This window comes from Amycolatopsis sp. NPDC102522 (assembly GCF_055584485.1).
In genome coordinates, this window is the sequence record NZ_JBVJLY010000002.1 from 61,402 (window position 1) to 76,784 (window position 15,383).

A 15,383-nucleotide genomic window follows, 5' to 3' on the forward strand; every position below is an offset into this window, starting at 1 on the left:
CCCCCGGCGCGAACCGGTCTAAACCACTCGGATCACCCGGCGCAGGGCGATTTCGGGGCACCTTCGGGGCCTGTCGCCCAAGTGGCTTTCGCCGCGTTGTCAGTCAACTTGAAGTCCAAAGTGGTCCCTCGCGTCAACTGTTCCAAGCCGACATACGCCCGCTGCGACCCGGATCCCAGTCCTTGGACGTACTGGAGCTTCGACGGGTCTGCGCCGTCCGCCTTGATCGTGATGTCACGGCCGTTCTCCAGACGCAGCACCGACTTCTCGAACCTCGGCGCGTTGAGCACGAACTGCCCGGTGCCCGGCACCGCCGGATACAACCCCAGCGCGCTGAAGACGTACCAGGCGGACATGGTCCCGAGGTCGTCGTTTCCGGTGACTCCGTTGGGCGCGTTGGTGAACAGCGTGTGCGCCGCGCGGACGACGGCCGAGGTCTTCCACGGCTGCCCGGTCAGCGTGTACATCCAGGGCGAGTGCAGATCCGGCTCGTTGTTGGGGTTGTAGCGGAACTGGTTGTAGTAGTTGTACGGACCGACGACCCATTCCTCGCGCACGGTTTTCGCCGGGTCCTTGACCAGATCCCCGTAGGCGAAGAAGTCGTCGAGCCGCTTGCCGGTGTTCTCCTTGCCGCCCATGCGGTCGACCAGGCCGGGCACGTCCTGCTGGGTCAGCCATTGGTACTGCCACGACGTGCCCTCGTGGAACCCGTCCGGGCTCTGCGGGGTGTACGGCTTGTCCGGCGGGCTGAACCAGTCGCCGCCGGTGACCTTGGGCCGGTAGAAACCGGTGAAGCCGCGGTCGCTCACCGACGAGTCCCACAGTGTGCGATAGCTGCGTCCCTTGTCCGCCAAGGCCTTCGCGTCGTCCTTCTTGCCGAGACCGGCGGCCATGATCGACAGCGAGCAATCCGCGAGCGCGTACTCCAACGTGGCCGAGGCGCCGTGGTTCGGGTCGGTGTCCTGCCCCTTCTTCGGGAAGTCCTTGTCGTACTGGACGAACCCGTCCTTCTGGTAGGTCGCGTTCCCCGAACGGCCCTGGAACGGCGAAGACGCGGGCGGGATCTCCCGCGAGTTCTGCAGAAGCGCCTGGTACGCCTTGAACTCCTGCCCGGACAGCGCTCCGAAGCGCCACAGGTCGACCAGGAACGGGGTGACCGGATCGCCGGTCATCGTGTTCGTCTCCTGGTTCGCGTACGCCCAGCGCGGCAGCCAGCCGCCTTGGTCGTGGATGGCGAGCACGGACTTCGCGACGTCCTTCGCCCGTGCCGGCCGCAAGAGGGCGAGCAGCTGGTTCTGCGTGCGATAGGTGTCCCACAACGAGAAGAACTCGTAGTACGTCCAGCCCAGCGCCCGGTGGATCTTGTCGTCGAACCCGCGGTAGCGGCCGTCGGCGTCGTTGCCGGTCAACGGCTGCAGCAGCGCATGGTAGAGCGAGGTGTAGAACACCGTGCGGTCGTCCTTCGCCCCGCCCTTGATGTCCACTGAGGACAGTTCCTTGCGCCAGGCGCGCTGGGCTCCGTCGCGGACAGCGTCGAAGGAACGGCCCTTCTCGGACGCCAGGTTGAGCTTGGCGCCGAAAGCGTCCACGTGGGAGATCGCCGTCGTCGCGGTGACCTGCCCGCCGCCGAAAGTCAGCCAGGCGCCACGCAGGCCTTCACCGCCCGCGGACTCCTTCGAGCCCGGGGTGCCGCCCGTCGGCGACCAGGTCCCGGAGGACTTGAACGGCTTGTCGAACGTCGTGGTGAACCAGGTCTTGTACGGCTTCCCGCCGCAGAACGCCTGTGACTCCACCATCCCTTCGACCGTCCGGTCCCCGACGACGCGGATCTGGCTCGCCGTCACGGGTTCCTTGTCGTTGGCCTGCCCGACGTTGACGAAGACATTCGCGTCACCGGACTTGGCGAACGTGTACCGCTCGACGCCGGTCCGCGTGGTCGCGGTGGTCTCCGCGTCGACGCCGCCGTAGCCGGTGAGCCGCACCTTGTAGTAGCCGGGCTTCCCGACCTCGCCCTCGTGTGTGTACGGCGAGGCGTACTTCTTGTGGTCGAAGGTCTCCGGTTTCGTGGTGTCGAACGCCGCGCCGGGCCCGACCGCGCCGGTGGTGGGCAGGGACGACACGAGGCCACCCTGCTCCCAGCAGCCCGCGCCGGACAGGAAGAAATGCCCGAAGCCGCGGATCGCGGTGTCGTCGTAGCGGTAGCCGGCGTAATGCGAGGAAATCGGGCTGACTTGAGTCATCCCGAACGGGGCCGAAGCGCCGGGGAAGGTGTTGCCGTCGTCCTTGGTGCCGATGAAGGTGTTGACCGCGTCCACGGGGTCGCCACCACCGGGCGCCGCCGCCGCGACGGGCGTGCAAAGCCCGGCGGGAACGACGAGCGCGGTGAGCAACCCGGCGACGCGGGTCGAAGTACGTGCAGGCATGAGAAAGGCCGCCTCCTGACAACGTTGTCGCTGCCTGCTCACCTTCGACAAGAACAGACCACCTGGTCAAGAGGTCCGCGAAACCCTGTCCGATTCCGGACAGAGACCACGCGAAAGGCCTATCGAAGGCACCCGGCAGTAACGGTTCGACCTCGGAAAGCGTCTTCGAAGCAGACCGGGCATTGACATCGACGCGGCGCTCGCGTTCAATTCCCGCCACTATGACAACGTTGTCTTCCAGCGGACCGGACAACGGTCACCGCACTGCCGGCCGGCGGGCCACGATGAGCGACGTGGCCCGGCTCGCGGGCGTGAGCATCAAGACCGTCTCGCGGGTCGTGAACGACGAGCCCGCCGTCCATCCGGACACCGCCGAGCGCGTCATGGCGGCGATCGAGCAGCTCGGGTTCCGCCGCAACCTCGGCGCGCGGAACCTGCGGCGCGGCTCGACGACCGGGACGATCGGCCTGATCGTCGAGGACGTCGGGAACCCCTTCTATTCGGAGCTCAACCGGGCCGTCGAACGCATCGCGACCTCGTTCGGCCGCCAGGTGCTGACCGGTTCGTCGGAGGAGAACTCCGACCGCGAACGCGAACTGGTGCTCGAGTTCTGCTCCCGTCGCGTCGACGGCATCCTCGTCGTCCCCGCCGGGATGCAGCACGGCTACCTGGTCCCCGAGATGCGCGCCGGCACGCCGGTGGTGTTCCTCGACCGGCCCGCCGGCGACATCGTGGCCGACACGGTGCTGGTCGACAACATCGGCGGCACCGTCGAAGCGGTCGCCCACCTCGCGAAACACGGTCACCGCCGGATCGCGTTCCTCGCCGACAGCCCCGACATCTTCACCGCGGGCGAACGCCTGCGCGGGTTCCGGGAAGGCTGCGTCCGCAACGGGATCCCCTACGACGAAAGCCTCGTCGCGATGCGGACCCCGACGGCCGGGAGCGTCGGCGACGCCGTGCGGCGACTGCTCACCGGGCCGAACCCGGCCACCGCCGTGATCGCGGGCAACAACCGGGTCGCCGTGCACCTGCTGCGCGCGCTGGCCCACGCCGAACGGCGGCCCGCGATGATCAGCTTCGACGACTTCGAACTGGCGGATCTGCTGGATCCGCCGGTCTCCGTGATCGCGCACGACGTGAGCGCACTGGGCCGGGCGGCCGCGGAACTGCTGTTCGCCCGGGTCCAGGGAGATCAATCCGCACCGAGAAAGGTAGTTCTGCCCGTGCATCTCGTAGCCCGCGGTTCCGGGGAGGTCGCCCCTTCATGAGCGGTCACCTCGAACCGATCCGCCTGCCGGCGAACCAGCCGCCGCAGTTCTACCGCGGCGGCGACGCCATCGCCGCGTTGCGGGGCGCGTCGCCGGAATCCAAGTACGGCCCGGAGGACTGGGTCGGCTCGGCCACCACGATGTTCGGCCAGGAGACCAACGGCCTGACCAAGCTCCCCAGCGGGATCTGGCTGCGCGACGCCGTCCGCGAGAACCCGTCCGCCTGGCTCGGCGCCAAGCACGTCGAGGCACTCGGCGATTCGACCGGTCTGCTGGTGAAGCTGCTCGACGCGGGCCAGCGCCTGCCGGTGCACTTCCACCCGTCGGATTCGTTCGCGCGGCGGCATTTCGACTCGCACTTCGGCAAGACCGAGGCGTGGATCGTGGTCGGCACCTACGGCGAAGACCCGCGTGTCTACCCGGGCTTCAAGGAGACCGTCGACAAGGCGACGGTCAACGAGTGGGCCCGCAGCCAGGACGCGCCCGCCATGCTCGACGCGCTGAACAGCGTCGCGGTCACCCCTGGCGACACGGTCTACATCCCGGCGGGGCTACCGCACGCGATCGGCGAGGGCGTGTTCGTCGTCGAACTCCAGCAGCCGACCGACTTCTCGCTGACCCTGGAATGGCGCGACTTCCTGGCGAACCCGGAGAAGGCGCATCTCGGGATCGGCTTCGAAACCGCCATCGAAACCCTGGACACTTCGGGCTGGGACGAAGAACGGCTCGGCTCGATCGTCAAGCGCACCGCGGCCGACGAAGCGTCCACTGTGGATCTGCTCGCCGACGGCAGCGACGCGTTCTTCCGTGCCGACCAGCTCCGCCCCAGTGTTTCCGGTGGGTCGACAACGTTGTCACTCGACCCGTCGTTCGCGGTGCTGGTCGTCATGGACGGTTCGGGGACGCTCCGGACCGAACACGGCGGCGAGTACGCACTGGGCAAGGGCGAGACCTTCGTGGTCCCGCACGACGCCGGTCAATCCACTGTGGAGGGCGACGTCACGGTCATCCGCTGCAGGCCACCGGCACCCGAGAAGAGGGAGCGATCGTGAGCGAACTCCTGCTCGACGCACAGAACCTGGTCAAACGGTACGGCTCGGTCGAAGCGCTGCGCGGAGCGTCTTTCCAGGCCCGCGCCGGTGAGGTCACCTCGCTGATCGGAGACAACGGCGCCGGGAAGTCCACTTTGGTCAAATGCCTGTCCGGCGCGGAACAGCCGACGTCGGGCAAGATCCTGCTCGACGGCGAGGAAACGCACCTGGACTCCCCGACCACCGCCCGGCGGATGGGGATCGAGACGGTGTACCAGGACCTCGCTGTCGCGCCGGAACTCGACCCGGCCGCGAACCTGTTCCTCGGCAGGGAAATCCACCGCAAGGGGATCCTCGGCAAGCTCGGGATGCTGGACAAGGCCGAGATGAAGCGGCAGGCCGTGGACGAGTTCAAGCGGCTCGGCGTGACCCTGCAGAGCACCGACGTCCCGATCGGCTCGCTTTCGGGCGGACAGCGGCAAAGCGTCGCGGTCGCGCGGTCGGTCGTCTGGGCCTCGAAGGTCGTGTTCATGGACGAGCCGACGGCCGCGCTCGGCGTCGTGCAGCGCGAACGCGTGCTCGACGTGATCAAGAAGGTGCGGGACAAGGGCATCGCCGTCGTGCTGATCAGCCACAACATGCCCGAGGTGCTGTCGGTGTCCGACCGCATCGAGGTGCTGCGGCTCGGCAAGCGCGTCGCCCGGTTCACCGGCGCCGACACGAAACTGGAAGACCTGGTCGCCGCGATGACGGGCGCCCTCGTACAAGAGGAGGCGGCGTGACCGTGTCCACTCCGACGAAGAAAGACCCCGAAATCCAGTCCTCTGTGGACGGCGGCTTCGGCAAGCGGTCGATCGGCCAGCGGCTGATCGGGGCCAACACCTTCTGGATCGCGCTGGTGCTGCTGGCACTGATCATCGTGTTCACCGCGATCGCGCCCGCCGAGTTCGCGACCGTGTTCACCTTCCAGACGCTGCTCATCGAGACCTCGGTGCTGCTGGTGCTCTCGGTCGGCATGACGTTCGTGATCATCACCTCGGGCATCGACCTGTCGGTCGGTTCCGTGCTGATCTTCGCGGGCATGGTGGCCGGTAAGACGATGGAGGCGATGAGCCCGGACGGCGACGCGACCAAGGCCGGATGGGACGTCATCCTCGTCGGCCTGCTCGCCGCCGTCGTCGCGGGCACGATCTGGGGGCTGATCAACGGCTTCCTGATCGCGGTGGCGAACATCCCGCCGCTGATCGTCACGCTCGGCACGATGGGTGCCGCGCTCGGCGCCGCGTACCTGCTGAACAACGGGTCCGACGTGCGCAGCGTGCCGACCGAGCTCAACAAGACGCTCGGCTACGGGACGTCGTTCGGCGGGGTGCCGAACCTGGTGCTGGTGGCCGTGGTGATCACCCTGATCGGCGCCTGGCTGTTGCACACCACCAAATTCGGCCGCTACACCTACGCCGTCGGCTCCAACGCCGAGGGCGCGCGCCGGGCGGGCATCGGGGTGACCGCGCATCTGCTGAAGGTGTACACGCTCACCGGTTTCCTCGCCGGTGTCGCCGGTTTCCTCTCGCTGGCGTACTACGCGTCGACGACGATTTCGGCGCACACCACCGACAACCTCAACGCCATCGCCGCCACGGTGATGGGCGGCACGAGCCTCTTCGGCGGTGTCGGTTCGGTGCTGGGCACGGTGATCGGCGTGTTCATCCCGGCCGTGCTGAAGAAGGGCTTCAACATCACGCAGGTCCAGGACTTCTGGCAGATGATCGCGGTCGGCGCGGTGCTGATCGCCGCGGTCTGGTTCGACCAGCGGCGCCGTCGTCGCCGCAACTCTCGTTAGTTCCTACGCACAAAGAGGTGCTATCCCCATGAAGAAGACCCTGCTCGTCACCGGTGCCGTCCTGTCCGCCGCCGCGTTGCTGACCGCCTGCGGTGGCGGCACTGTCGGCGGATCGTCCTCCGGTGACTCCGCCGCCAAGACCAACAACAAGAAGCTGTCGCTGATCCCGGGCGTGCAGGCCGAGCCGTTCTACATCTCGATGCAGTGCGGTGCCGAGGCCGAGGCCAAGAAGTCCGGCTACGAGCTCACCACGCAGGCGCCGCAGAAGTTCGACGCGGTCATGCAGACCCAGCTGGTCAACGCGCTGGGCTCCAAGCCGCCGGCCGCGCTGCTCATCGCGCCGACCGACGCGCAGGCGATGCTCGCGCCGATCCAGCAGGTGAAGACCGGCGGCGCGAAGATCATCGAGGTCGACACCGCGCTGAAGGACACCAGCGTGGCGGAGTCGTCGATCTCCTCGGACAACGCCGAGGGCGGCAAGCTCGCCGCGAAGACGATGTCGGAACTGGCCGCGGGCAAGACCGGCTCGGTGCTGGTGCTCGACACCATCGCGGGCACGTCGACCACGAACACCCGCGCGAAGGGCTTCGAGGACGAGCTGAAGAACTACCCGAACCTGAAGTCTGCGGGCGTGCAGTTCACCCAGAACGAGCCGGACCAGGCCGCGTCCAAGGTGACCGCCGCGCTGGCGTCCACCCCGGACCTGATCGGCATCTTCGCGACGAACCTCAACACTGGTGAGGGCGCCGCGACCGGCCTGCGGAACGCGGGCAAGATCGGCGCGGTCAACCTGATCGGCTTCGACGCTTCGCCGTCGGAGATCGAGGGCCTGAAGAAGGGCGAGTACCAGGGACTCATCGCGCAGGACCCGGCCGCCATCGGGCAGCAGGGCGTGCAGCAGGCGATCGCGGCGTTGGAGGGCAAGCCGGTGACGCGCAACCTGACCGCTTCGCTGCACTCCATCACGAAGGCGAACATGGACGCGAACGCTCAGTACTTCTACAAGCAGAGCTGCTGACCGAAGGGGCTCGTGAGTGATTTGGGTCGTTCTAACGACCCAAATCACTCACGAGTCCCGCGGGCGCGAACCTTTCCAACGCCGCGTACAGCCTGGCGCCCCCACCAAGGTGCCCCAGCGCGTACGCGTACTCGCCGTCCTCAAACAGCACCTCGGGCCCCGAACCGGTCCACTCGAGCCGGTAGTGCCACCAGTGCATCCACCGCCCCACGCGGCGCTTCTCCCGCCACACCCGCAGCCGAGTCACCTCGGTCCACCGGACGTCGAAAACCCCAGGCACCGAGAAGCCCGAGGCCGACAGCGTCAGCACCGAAGCCGAGCGCCGGAGAGCGAGCAGGATCAGCCCCGCGAAGGCCACGCTGAGCAGCCCGAACACCTCTCCGGACACCCCCGGCGTGGACAGTGCCACGACGACGGCCACCACGCCGCCCCCACCGAAGACCACGAAACCGACCAGCGCGACCCGACGCATCACCACGTCCAGGCGCAGCACCACAGCATCACCGGGGACCATGTCCGGAGCGTAACCGGCGAAACCACGTAGCGACGTTAGGATTCGGTCTTCGACGTCGCGGAGGAGGCCGGATGACCACCCGTCTGCCCTGGCGTCCCGCCGCGACCGCGGATCCGGTGCCGGTGCTCGCCGCCGCCCAGCGTGTCTCGGACGATCTCATGGACGGCCTCGCCGGTCCCCGCGCCCGCCACGCGACACACGGCCTCCGCCGACTGTTCGGGGTCCCCGGCCTCGGGCTCACAGATCTCTCCGGTTCGCTCATCTGGTCCGGGCGCCCGGCGTCCGACGACGTCGTGGTCTCGGCGCTCGACGAGGTCCTCCACTCCGAGACGCCGGTGTCCGAGCCGGGGCTGCTGGCGCTGCCACTGCACGTCCACGACGAACTTTCCGGTGTCCTCCTGGTCGCGGGCGGGACGAACACGATCGCCCGCCAGGCCGCCGAACTCGTCGTCCACGCGCTCGAACGCGGACGGCTCGAGGCGTCCGCCGAGCAGGCCGCGGAGGCGGAACTGCGCGCGCTGCGGGCCGAGATCTCCCCGCATTTCGTCTACAACGCGCTCACCGTGATCTCGTCGCTGGTCCGCTCCGATCCGGACCGCGCCCGCGACCTGATGCTCGACTTCGCCGACTACACCCGCTACAGCCTCGCCCGGCACGGCGAGTACACGATGGTCGCCGAGGAGTTCCGCGCCATCGAGACATACCTGGCGTTGCAGCGCGCGGTGCTCGGCGAGCGGCTCCGGGTGCAGGTGCGCGTGGCACCGGAGGTCCTGGCCGTCGCGGTGCCGTATCTCGTGCTGGAACCGTTGGTGGAGAACGCGATCCGACACGGGATCGAGCCGCGCGCCGAGGCCGGGTTCATCCAGGTGCAGGGCATGGCGGAAGGGAACGACTGCGTGATCAGCGTCGAGGACGACGGTCTCGGCATGGACCCCGCCCGCGCGGCGGCGATCCTGGCCGGGCGCGGCGACGACGGCGGCGTCGGACTGGCCAATGTGGACAGACGACTGCGCAGCGTCTACGGGCCCTGGTACGGCCTGACGGTCGAAACCGAGACCGGCGCGGGCACCAGAGTCGTGGTGCGCGTGCCCCGATTCCAGCCGGGGGTGCTGCCGTGACGAACGGGTTGCGGGTACTGGCGGTCGACGACGTCCCGCCCGCCCTCGACGAGCTGTGCAGCCTGCTGCGCGAAGCGCCGGAGGTCGCCGAGGCGGTCGCGGCCGGTGACGCGCTCACCGCGCTGAAGATGTTGCAGGGCAGTCATTTCGACGCCGTCTTCCTCGACATCTCCATGCCCGGCCTCGACGGGCTCGAACTCGCCTCGCTGCTGTCGCGGCTCAGCGAACCACCGGTGATCGTGTTCGTCACCGCGCACGACGGTCACGCCGTCGCCGCGTACGGCATCGGCGCCGTCGACTATCTCCTGAAGCCGGTCCGCGCGGAACGACTTTCCGCCGCACTGTCCAAAGTGGTCCGGATGGCGGGCAACCAGGCCGACGAGCCGCACCCCGCGCCGGACGCGATGTCCGCGCTGCCGGTGGAATCCGGCGGGCGCACGCGGTACGTCCGGCGCGACGACGTCCAGTTCGTCGAGGCGCACGGCGACTACGTCCGGCTGCACACGAAATCCGGCGTCCACGTCACGCGGATGCCCCTCTCCCGGCTCGAAGAGTATTGGGAGGGAACGGGATTCACCCGCGTGCACCGGGGTTTCCTGCTCGCAGTGGACGCGGTGCTCGAACTGCGCAGCGACACCACCGGCGGGCTGCTCGCGCATACGGAGGCGGGCGACGTCCCGGTGAGCCGTCGCCACGCGCGCGACCTGCGGGACAGGCTGCTGGCCGCCGCGCAACGCGGTGAGCTGGGCCGGGGAAGCCGCCCGTGAGCCGCGTCAAACGGGTCGCCGTCACCAGTCCGCAGACCAGGCTCGCGCATTCGCGGCGCCGGGCTCGCGGCCGCTGGCGGGTCCCCCGGCTGGCGGCGGGCGACGCCGAACGCGCGGACCTGCTCTACCGCGCCCAGCGCCGTCGCGGACTCCCCGCGCTGGCCGGGATGTTCGGGCTGGTGTTCGGGCTCCCGCTGGTGTTCGGGCTGTTCCCCGGGCTGGATTCGGTGCGGCTGCTGGGGATCCCGCTGTCCTGGCTGATGATCGCCGTCCTCCCGTATCCGGCCATGGCACTGCTTTCGTGGTGGCAGTTGCGCCGGGCGGAAAAGATCGAGGACGACTAGTGGTCGCGGCTTTCGCGGTGGCCCCCGTCGTGCTGGTCACCCTGCTGATCGGGTTGCGCGGCGTCGCCGCCATGCGCACGACGTCGGACTTCCTCGTGGCCTCGCGCCGGATCTCGCCGCTGGTCAACTCCGCCGCCGTCTCGGGCGAATACCTGTCCGCGGCGTCGTTCCTCGGGGTCGCGGGGCTGGTGGTGAAGGACGGTATCGGCGCGCTCTGGTATCCGGTCGGGTTCACCGCCGGGTACATCGCGATGCTGGTGCTCGTCGCGGCGCCGATGCGGCGTTCCGGCGCGCTCACCGTCCCGGACTTCGCCGAAGCCCGGCTCGCCTCCCCCGCCCTGCGCCGTCTCGCCGCGTTCGTCGTCCTGGTGATCGGAACCCTTTACCTGGTCCCGCAATTCCGGACCGCGGGGCTCGTGCTGACCGCCGTCGGCGGGACGCCGTACTGGGTCGGCGTCGTCATCGCGGGCACCGCCGTCAGCGCGACACTGGCGCTCGGCGGGATGCGCGCGGCGACCTACGTCCAGGCGTTCCAGTTCGTGCTGAAGCTGCTGCTGTTCATCGTCCCCGCGATCTGGCTGGTCTCCCAGGCCTCACCGGAGGAACGCTCGGCTTCGGTGCACCCGGTGGAATTCACCCACTTCGCGCGCGACACCAGCCTGTCCTTCGAGATCGACGTGACACTGACCCTGCGCGAGCCGACCACCCTGCTCACCCCGGAAAAGCATGTCGTGCCACCGGGGGAACTGGTGGCCAGGAGCGGCGAGTCGCTGGAATTCGCCGCGGGCACACCGGTTCCCGCAGTCCGGGGCGGCGCCCCGCTGGGCGGGCCGGATTGGCAACGGCCGCTGCTCGACCTTGGCGACCACGGCTACCCGCTGCTGGGTACGTGGGCGATCCTGATCGCCACCATGCTCGGCACGATGGGCCTGCCGCATGTCCTGATGCGCTTCCACACCAGCCCGGACGGCCGGGCCGCCCGCCGGACGGCCGCGATCACCGTCGCCCTGCTCGGCGTTTTCTACCTGTTCCCAGGGGTTTACGGCGTCTTCGGCCGGGTGCTGGTGCCGGAACTGTACGTCTCCGGCGCGACGGACACCGTCGTCGTCGCGCTGCCGGCGCAGATCGACGACGGCTGGGCGGGGTCGCTGTTCACCGGCCTGCTGACGGCGGGCGCGTTCGCCGCGTTCCTGGCGACGTCGCTCGGCCTGCTCCTGGTGATCTCCGGCGCGATCGCGCACGACCTGGCGCCCGGCGGGCTGCGGCGACTGCGGTGGTCGGTGCTCGGGGCTGCGGCGGTGATGGTCCTGCTCGCGCTGCCGTCGGCCAGACTGGACGCGGGCGTCCTCGTCACCTGGGGTTTCACCGTGGCCGCGTCGACGTTCTGCCCGCTGCTGGTCCTCGGCATCTGGTGGAACCGGCTCACCGCGGCGGGCGCGATCAGCGGTGTCCTCACCGGACTCGTCGCGTCTTCGGGCTCGATCCTCGTGGCGTTGTTCGCCCCCGGGCTGAGCGGTCTGCCCGCGATCCTGGTGTCGCAGCCCGCGCCGTGGTCGGTTCCACTGGCATTCGGCGTAATGATCGTGGTTTCCTGGCGGGGCAGGCCGCCCGCCTGGTCGACGGCCGCCATGCTGCGGCTGCACTTGGACGATCGCACGGCCGAGACCCCTTCGTCGTGGTCCGACCACCGTTCGTCGACCGTTCGTCGTCTCGGCAGGCGTTTGAACCGCTGAAGGTTCCGGTCTCCATGCCCCCTCCCTAACGTGTCGCGGAACACATTCGCGGCGCGAGGAGAGCACGATGAGCACCGAAACGGACACTCCCAGTCCGCCCGAGGTGGACTGGGACAAAGCCCACGACAGCCCCGAGTTCAAAGAGCTGCGCTCGCGACTGCGCCGGTTCGTGTTCCCCGTCTCGGCGCTGTTCCTCGTCTGGTACCTGCTCTACGTGCTGCTCGCGGACTACGCGCACGGCTTCATGAGCACGAAGCTGGTCGGCAACATCACCGTCGGCCTGGTCTTCGGTCTGCTGCAGTTCGTTTCGACCTTCGTGATCACCGGGCTCTACGTCCGCTACGCGAACAAGAAGCTCGACCCCATCGCGGAGAAGATCCGCACGGAAATCGAGGATGAGGCCAAATGACCCTCGCCGCCGGAGTCGAGGGCAGCAGCCCCGCACTCAACATCACCATCTTCGGCCTCTTCGTGGTGGTCACGCTGTTCGTCGTGTTCCGGGCCAGCCGCAACACGAAGACGGCCTCGGACTACTACGCCGCGGGCCGCGCGTTCACCGGTCCGCAGAACGGCGTCGCCATCGCGGGCGACTACCTTTCGGCCGCGTCGTTCCTCGGGATCGCGGGCGCGATCGCCGTCTACGGCTACGACGGCTTTCTCTACTCCATCGGCTTTCTGGTGGCCTGGCTGGTCGCGCTGCTGCTGGTCGCGGAACTGCTGCGCAACACCGGCAAGTTCACCATGGGCGACGTCCTGGCGTTCCGGATGAAACAGCGCCCGGTGCGGGCCGCGGCGGCGACGTCCACCATGGCCGTCTCGTTCTTCTACCTGCTGGCGCAGATGGCGGGTGCCGGTGGCCTCGTCGCGCTGCTGCTCGGGATCGAGAGCAAGGCCGGGCAGGCCGTGATCATCGTGATCGTCGGCATCATCATGATCGCCTACGTCCTCATCGGCGGGATGAAGGGCACCACCTGGGTCCAGATCATCAAGGCGGCGCTGCTGATCGTCGGCGCGCTCGCGATGACGCTGTGGGTGCTGGGCATGTACGGCTTCAACCTCTCCGCGCTGCTGCAGGGCGCCGTGGACAAGGCGGGCAAGGCCGGTGAGGCGCTGCTCGGACCGGGTAACCAGTACGGCAAGACCGGCACCACCAAGCTGGACTTCCTGTCGCTCGGCATCGCGCTCGTCCTCGGGACCGCAGGCCTGCCGCATGTCCTGATGCGCTTCTACACGGTGCCGACGGCGAAGGAAGCCCGCCGATCCGTGGTGTGGGCGATCGGCCTGATCGGCGTCTTCTACCTGTTCACCCTGGTGCTCGGCTACGGCGCCGGCGCGCTGGTCGGCGCGGACAAGATCAAGGCCGCGCCCGGTGGCGTGAACTCGGCGGCTCCGCTGCTGGCGCTCGAACTCGGCGGCCCGATCCTGCTCGGCCTGATCGCGGCGATCGCGTTCGCGACGATCCTCGCGGTGGTCGCCGGCCTGACGATCACCGCATCGGCGTCCTTCGCGCACGACGTCTACGCCAACGTGATCAAGAAGGGCAAGGCGTCACCGGCTTCGGAGGTGAAGGTCGCCCGGATCACCGCGCTGGTGATCGGCGCGGTCGCGATCCTCGGCGGGATCCTCGCCAACGGGCAGAACATCGCGTTCCTGGTGGCACTGGCGTTCGCTGTCGCGGCGTCGGCGAACCTGCCGACGATCCTGTACTCGCTGTTCTGGAAGCGGTTCAACACCCAGGGCGCGTTGTGGAGCATCTACGGCGGGCTGATCGTGTGCGTCATCTTGATCGTCTTCTCGCCGGCTGTTTCGGGTAAGCCAGTCGATGCGAAGACGGGGAAGAGCGCGTCGATGATCCAGGGCGTCGACTTCCACTGGTTCCCGCTCGACAACCCCGGCATCGTCTCGATCCCGATCGCGTTCTTCCTCGGCTGGCTCGGGACGGTGCTGTCCAAGGAACACAACCAGAAGAAGTACGCCGAGATGGAGGTCCGCTCCCTCACCGGCGCGGGCGCCGAAAAGGCTGTCTCGCACTAGTCGCCGGGACGGTGCGGCCGGCATCCAACGCCCCCGGCCGCACCGTCCCGGTTCCCATCAGTAGGGAAGCTTGCCCGACGCGAGCCCGGTCAGTTTCGCCCGGAGATCGGCGCGGACCGACTGCCACAGCCCGGTGCCCAGCGAGATCCGCGCCACCCCCAGATCGGCGAGCGCGGAGAGATCTGGGCCTCCCGGCATCGGAGCGGCGTTGACCGCACCCGGCGCGACAGCCTTCACGAACTCGCCGAGCACGTCCGGCGACTTCACCAGGATCGGGTAGACACAGTCCGCCCCGGCCTCGAAATACGCCTTGGCCCGCGCGATCCCGTCCTCAAGAACGGCCTGCTCGTCGGACGCGCCGAGGAAGACGTCGACGCGGGCGTTGATCACCAGCGCGTCCCCGGCGGCCTTGCGCAGCTTCGCGATCCGGTCCGCCTGCGCTTCCAGTGACCGAAGTCCACCGGAAGTGTGATCGGTGTCCTCGTAGTTGCAGCCGACGGCACCCGCTTCGGCCAGCCTCGTCGCGAGTTCTCCCGCTTCGAGCCCGTACCCGCCTTCCGCGTCGACTGTCACCGGGACCGAGACCGCCCGCGCGATCCTCGCGGCCGCCGCGAACATCTCGTCGATGGGCGCCTTTTCCCCGTCGTCGTACCCGAGGGCCTTGGCGACGGCGTGGGAACTCGTCGCCACGACGGGGAACCCGGCGGCTTCCACGAGATGCGCGCTGTCGGCATCCCACGCGTTCGGCAGGAGCAGCGGCGTACCCGCGACATGCAGTTCCCGCAGCCGCGCCGCGGTCATTCGGCGCGCTCGGGCAGCGGCGCGTGGCTGGTCACGCACATCCGGTTCCAGCTGTTGATCGCGATGATCTCCCACGCGACAGCGCGGTACTGGGCCTCGTCGAAGACTCGCGTCGCCTCTTCGTAGACGTCGTCCGGGACGTCGTGGAGGGTGGCGACGTTGGTCATCGCCTCGGTCAGTGCCAGCGCGGCGCGCTCCTGCTCGGTGAAGAGCTCGGTCTCGCGCCAGCCCTCGAGCACGTACAGCCGCCTCGGCGACTCGCCCTGCTGCACCGCGTCGTGGGAGTGCATGTCGAGACAGAAGGCGCAGTGGTTGATCTGCGACGCGCGCATCTTCACCAGTTCGAGGAGCTTCTGCTCGACGCCGGCGTTGGCGGCGGCCTTCTCGACTTCGGCCTGCAGTTTCGCCATGGCCTGGTAGATCTCGGGCACTCGTTTGCCCAGGTGGATTCGCTCTGTCATGACTTCGAATCTAGTGGCAACTGGCCCA

Annotated in this window: 15 protein-coding genes; 11 read left to right on the forward strand and 4 right to left on the reverse strand. The window is 68.6% G+C overall.

The window, feature by feature from the left end:
* Positions 1–32: 32 nt before the first annotated feature.
* Positions 33–2,423, reverse strand: coding sequence for a GH92 family glycosyl hydrolase (locus tag ACZ6YV_RS06150; protein WP_465508610.1), 2,391 nt, complete (start codon positions 2,421–2,423; stop codon positions 33–35).
* 284 nt (positions 2,424–2,707) lie between these two features.
* Between ACZ6YV_RS06150 and ACZ6YV_RS06155 the strand changes: the two genes are divergently transcribed.
* Genes ACZ6YV_RS06155 through ACZ6YV_RS06175 form a run of 5 tightly spaced genes read left to right on the forward strand, consistent with a single transcriptional unit; the run spans position 2,708 to position 7,583 of the window.
* Positions 2,708–3,694 carry a LacI family DNA-binding transcriptional regulator gene (locus tag ACZ6YV_RS06155; protein WP_465508611.1) on the forward strand — a complete coding sequence of 329 codons (987 nt, stop codon included), beginning with the start codon at positions 2,708–2,710 and terminating at the stop codon, positions 3,692–3,694.
* On the forward strand, positions 3,691–4,746 hold the full coding sequence (locus ACZ6YV_RS06160; RefSeq protein WP_465508612.1) for a class I mannose-6-phosphate isomerase: 1,056 nt from the start codon (positions 3,691–3,693) through the stop codon (positions 4,744–4,746). The genes ACZ6YV_RS06155 and ACZ6YV_RS06160 overlap by 4 nt, the downstream gene beginning before the upstream one ends.
* On the forward strand, positions 4,743–5,507 hold the full coding sequence (locus ACZ6YV_RS06165) for an ATP-binding cassette domain-containing protein (protein ID WP_465508613.1): 765 nt from the start codon (positions 4,743–4,745) through the stop codon (positions 5,505–5,507). Before ACZ6YV_RS06160 ends, ACZ6YV_RS06165 begins: the two co-directional genes overlap by 4 nt.
* Positions 5,504–6,565: an ABC transporter permease gene (locus tag ACZ6YV_RS06170; protein WP_465508614.1), complete on the forward strand. Its 1,062-nt coding sequence runs from the start codon at positions 5,504–5,506 to the stop codon at positions 6,563–6,565. Before ACZ6YV_RS06165 ends, ACZ6YV_RS06170 begins: the two co-directional genes overlap by 4 nt.
* Positions 6,566–6,593: 28 nt before the next feature.
* A complete protein-coding gene (locus tag ACZ6YV_RS06175; RefSeq protein ID WP_465508615.1) occupies positions 6,594–7,583 on the forward strand; it encodes an ABC transporter substrate-binding protein in 990 nt (329 codons plus the stop codon).
* 31 nt (positions 7,584–7,614) lie between these two features.
* On the opposite strand, the gene ACZ6YV_RS06180 is transcribed toward ACZ6YV_RS06175, so the two are convergent.
* On the reverse strand, positions 7,615–8,097 hold the full coding sequence (locus ACZ6YV_RS06180) for a hypothetical protein (protein WP_465508616.1): 483 nt from the start codon (positions 8,095–8,097) through the stop codon (positions 7,615–7,617).
* 71 nt (positions 8,098–8,168) lie between these two features.
* Between ACZ6YV_RS06180 and ACZ6YV_RS06185 the strand changes: the two genes are divergently transcribed.
* From ACZ6YV_RS06185 to ACZ6YV_RS06210, 6 genes are all read left to right on the forward strand, one after another.
* Entirely contained in the window at positions 8,169–9,215 is a 1,047-nt protein-coding gene (locus ACZ6YV_RS06185; protein WP_465508617.1) for a sensor histidine kinase, read from the forward strand.
* On the forward strand, positions 9,212–9,982 hold the full coding sequence (locus ACZ6YV_RS06190; protein WP_465508618.1) for a LytR/AlgR family response regulator transcription factor: 771 nt from the start codon (positions 9,212–9,214) through the stop codon (positions 9,980–9,982). The genes ACZ6YV_RS06185 and ACZ6YV_RS06190 overlap by 4 nt, the downstream gene beginning before the upstream one ends.
* Positions 9,979–10,326, forward strand: a complete 348-nt coding sequence (locus ACZ6YV_RS06195) for a hypothetical protein (RefSeq protein ID WP_378237922.1) — start codon at positions 9,979–9,981, stop codon at positions 10,324–10,326. Before ACZ6YV_RS06190 ends, ACZ6YV_RS06195 begins: the two co-directional genes overlap by 4 nt.
* Complete coding sequence (locus ACZ6YV_RS06200) at positions 10,326–12,059, forward strand: sodium/solute symporter (RefSeq protein WP_465508619.1); 1,734 nt, start codon at positions 10,326–10,328, stop codon at positions 12,057–12,059. The genes ACZ6YV_RS06195 and ACZ6YV_RS06200 overlap by 1 nt, the downstream gene beginning before the upstream one ends.
* 67 nt (positions 12,060–12,126) lie before the next feature.
* Positions 12,127–12,468 (forward strand): DUF485 domain-containing protein, encoded by a 342-nt coding sequence (locus ACZ6YV_RS06205; protein WP_378237919.1) that lies wholly within the window; start codon positions 12,127–12,129, stop codon positions 12,466–12,468.
* A complete protein-coding gene (locus tag ACZ6YV_RS06210) occupies positions 12,465–14,093 on the forward strand; it encodes a solute symporter family protein (protein WP_465508620.1) in 1,629 nt (542 codons plus the stop codon). Before ACZ6YV_RS06205 ends, ACZ6YV_RS06210 begins: the two co-directional genes overlap by 4 nt.
* A 57-nt stretch (positions 14,094–14,150) precedes the next feature.
* On the opposite strand, the gene ACZ6YV_RS06215 is transcribed toward ACZ6YV_RS06210, so the two are convergent.
* On the reverse strand, positions 14,151–14,894 hold the full coding sequence (locus ACZ6YV_RS06215) for an isocitrate lyase/PEP mutase family protein (RefSeq protein WP_465508621.1): 744 nt from the start codon (positions 14,892–14,894) through the stop codon (positions 14,151–14,153).
* Positions 14,891–15,355 carry a carboxymuconolactone decarboxylase family protein gene (locus ACZ6YV_RS06220; RefSeq protein ID WP_378243038.1) on the reverse strand — a complete coding sequence of 155 codons (465 nt, stop codon included), beginning with the start codon at positions 15,353–15,355 and terminating at the stop codon, positions 14,891–14,893. The genes ACZ6YV_RS06215 and ACZ6YV_RS06220 overlap by 4 nt, the downstream gene beginning before the upstream one ends.
* Positions 15,356–15,383 lie beyond the last annotated feature (28 nt).

Coding starts and splice junctions, on each gene's coding strand:
- ACZ6YV_RS06205 (WP_378237919.1), top strand. CDS start 12,127: ATGAGCACCGAAACGGACACTCCCAGTCCGCCCGAGGTGGACTGGGAC.
- ACZ6YV_RS06180 (WP_465508616.1), bottom strand. CDS start 8,097: ATGGTCCCCGGTGATGCTGTGGTGCTGCGCCTGGACGTGGTGATGCGT.
- ACZ6YV_RS06220 (WP_378243038.1), bottom strand. CDS start 15,355: ATGACAGAGCGAATCCACCTGGGCAAACGAGTGCCCGAGATCTACCAG.
- ACZ6YV_RS06185 (WP_465508617.1), top strand. CDS start 8,169: ATGACCACCCGTCTGCCCTGGCGTCCCGCCGCGACCGCGGATCCGGTG.
- ACZ6YV_RS06175 (WP_465508615.1), top strand. CDS start 6,594: ATGAAGAAGACCCTGCTCGTCACCGGTGCCGTCCTGTCCGCCGCCGCG.
- ACZ6YV_RS06150 (WP_465508610.1), bottom strand. CDS start 2,423: ATGCCTGCACGTACTTCGACCCGCGTCGCCGGGTTGCTCACCGCGCTC.
- ACZ6YV_RS06215 (WP_465508621.1), bottom strand. CDS start 14,894: ATGACCGCGGCGCGGCTGCGGGAACTGCATGTCGCGGGTACGCCGCTG.
- ACZ6YV_RS06155 (WP_465508611.1), top strand. CDS start 2,708: ATGAGCGACGTGGCCCGGCTCGCGGGCGTGAGCATCAAGACCGTCTCG.
- ACZ6YV_RS06210 (WP_465508620.1), top strand. CDS start 12,465: ATGACCCTCGCCGCCGGAGTCGAGGGCAGCAGCCCCGCACTCAACATC.
- ACZ6YV_RS06160 (WP_465508612.1), top strand. CDS start 3,691: ATGAGCGGTCACCTCGAACCGATCCGCCTGCCGGCGAACCAGCCGCCG.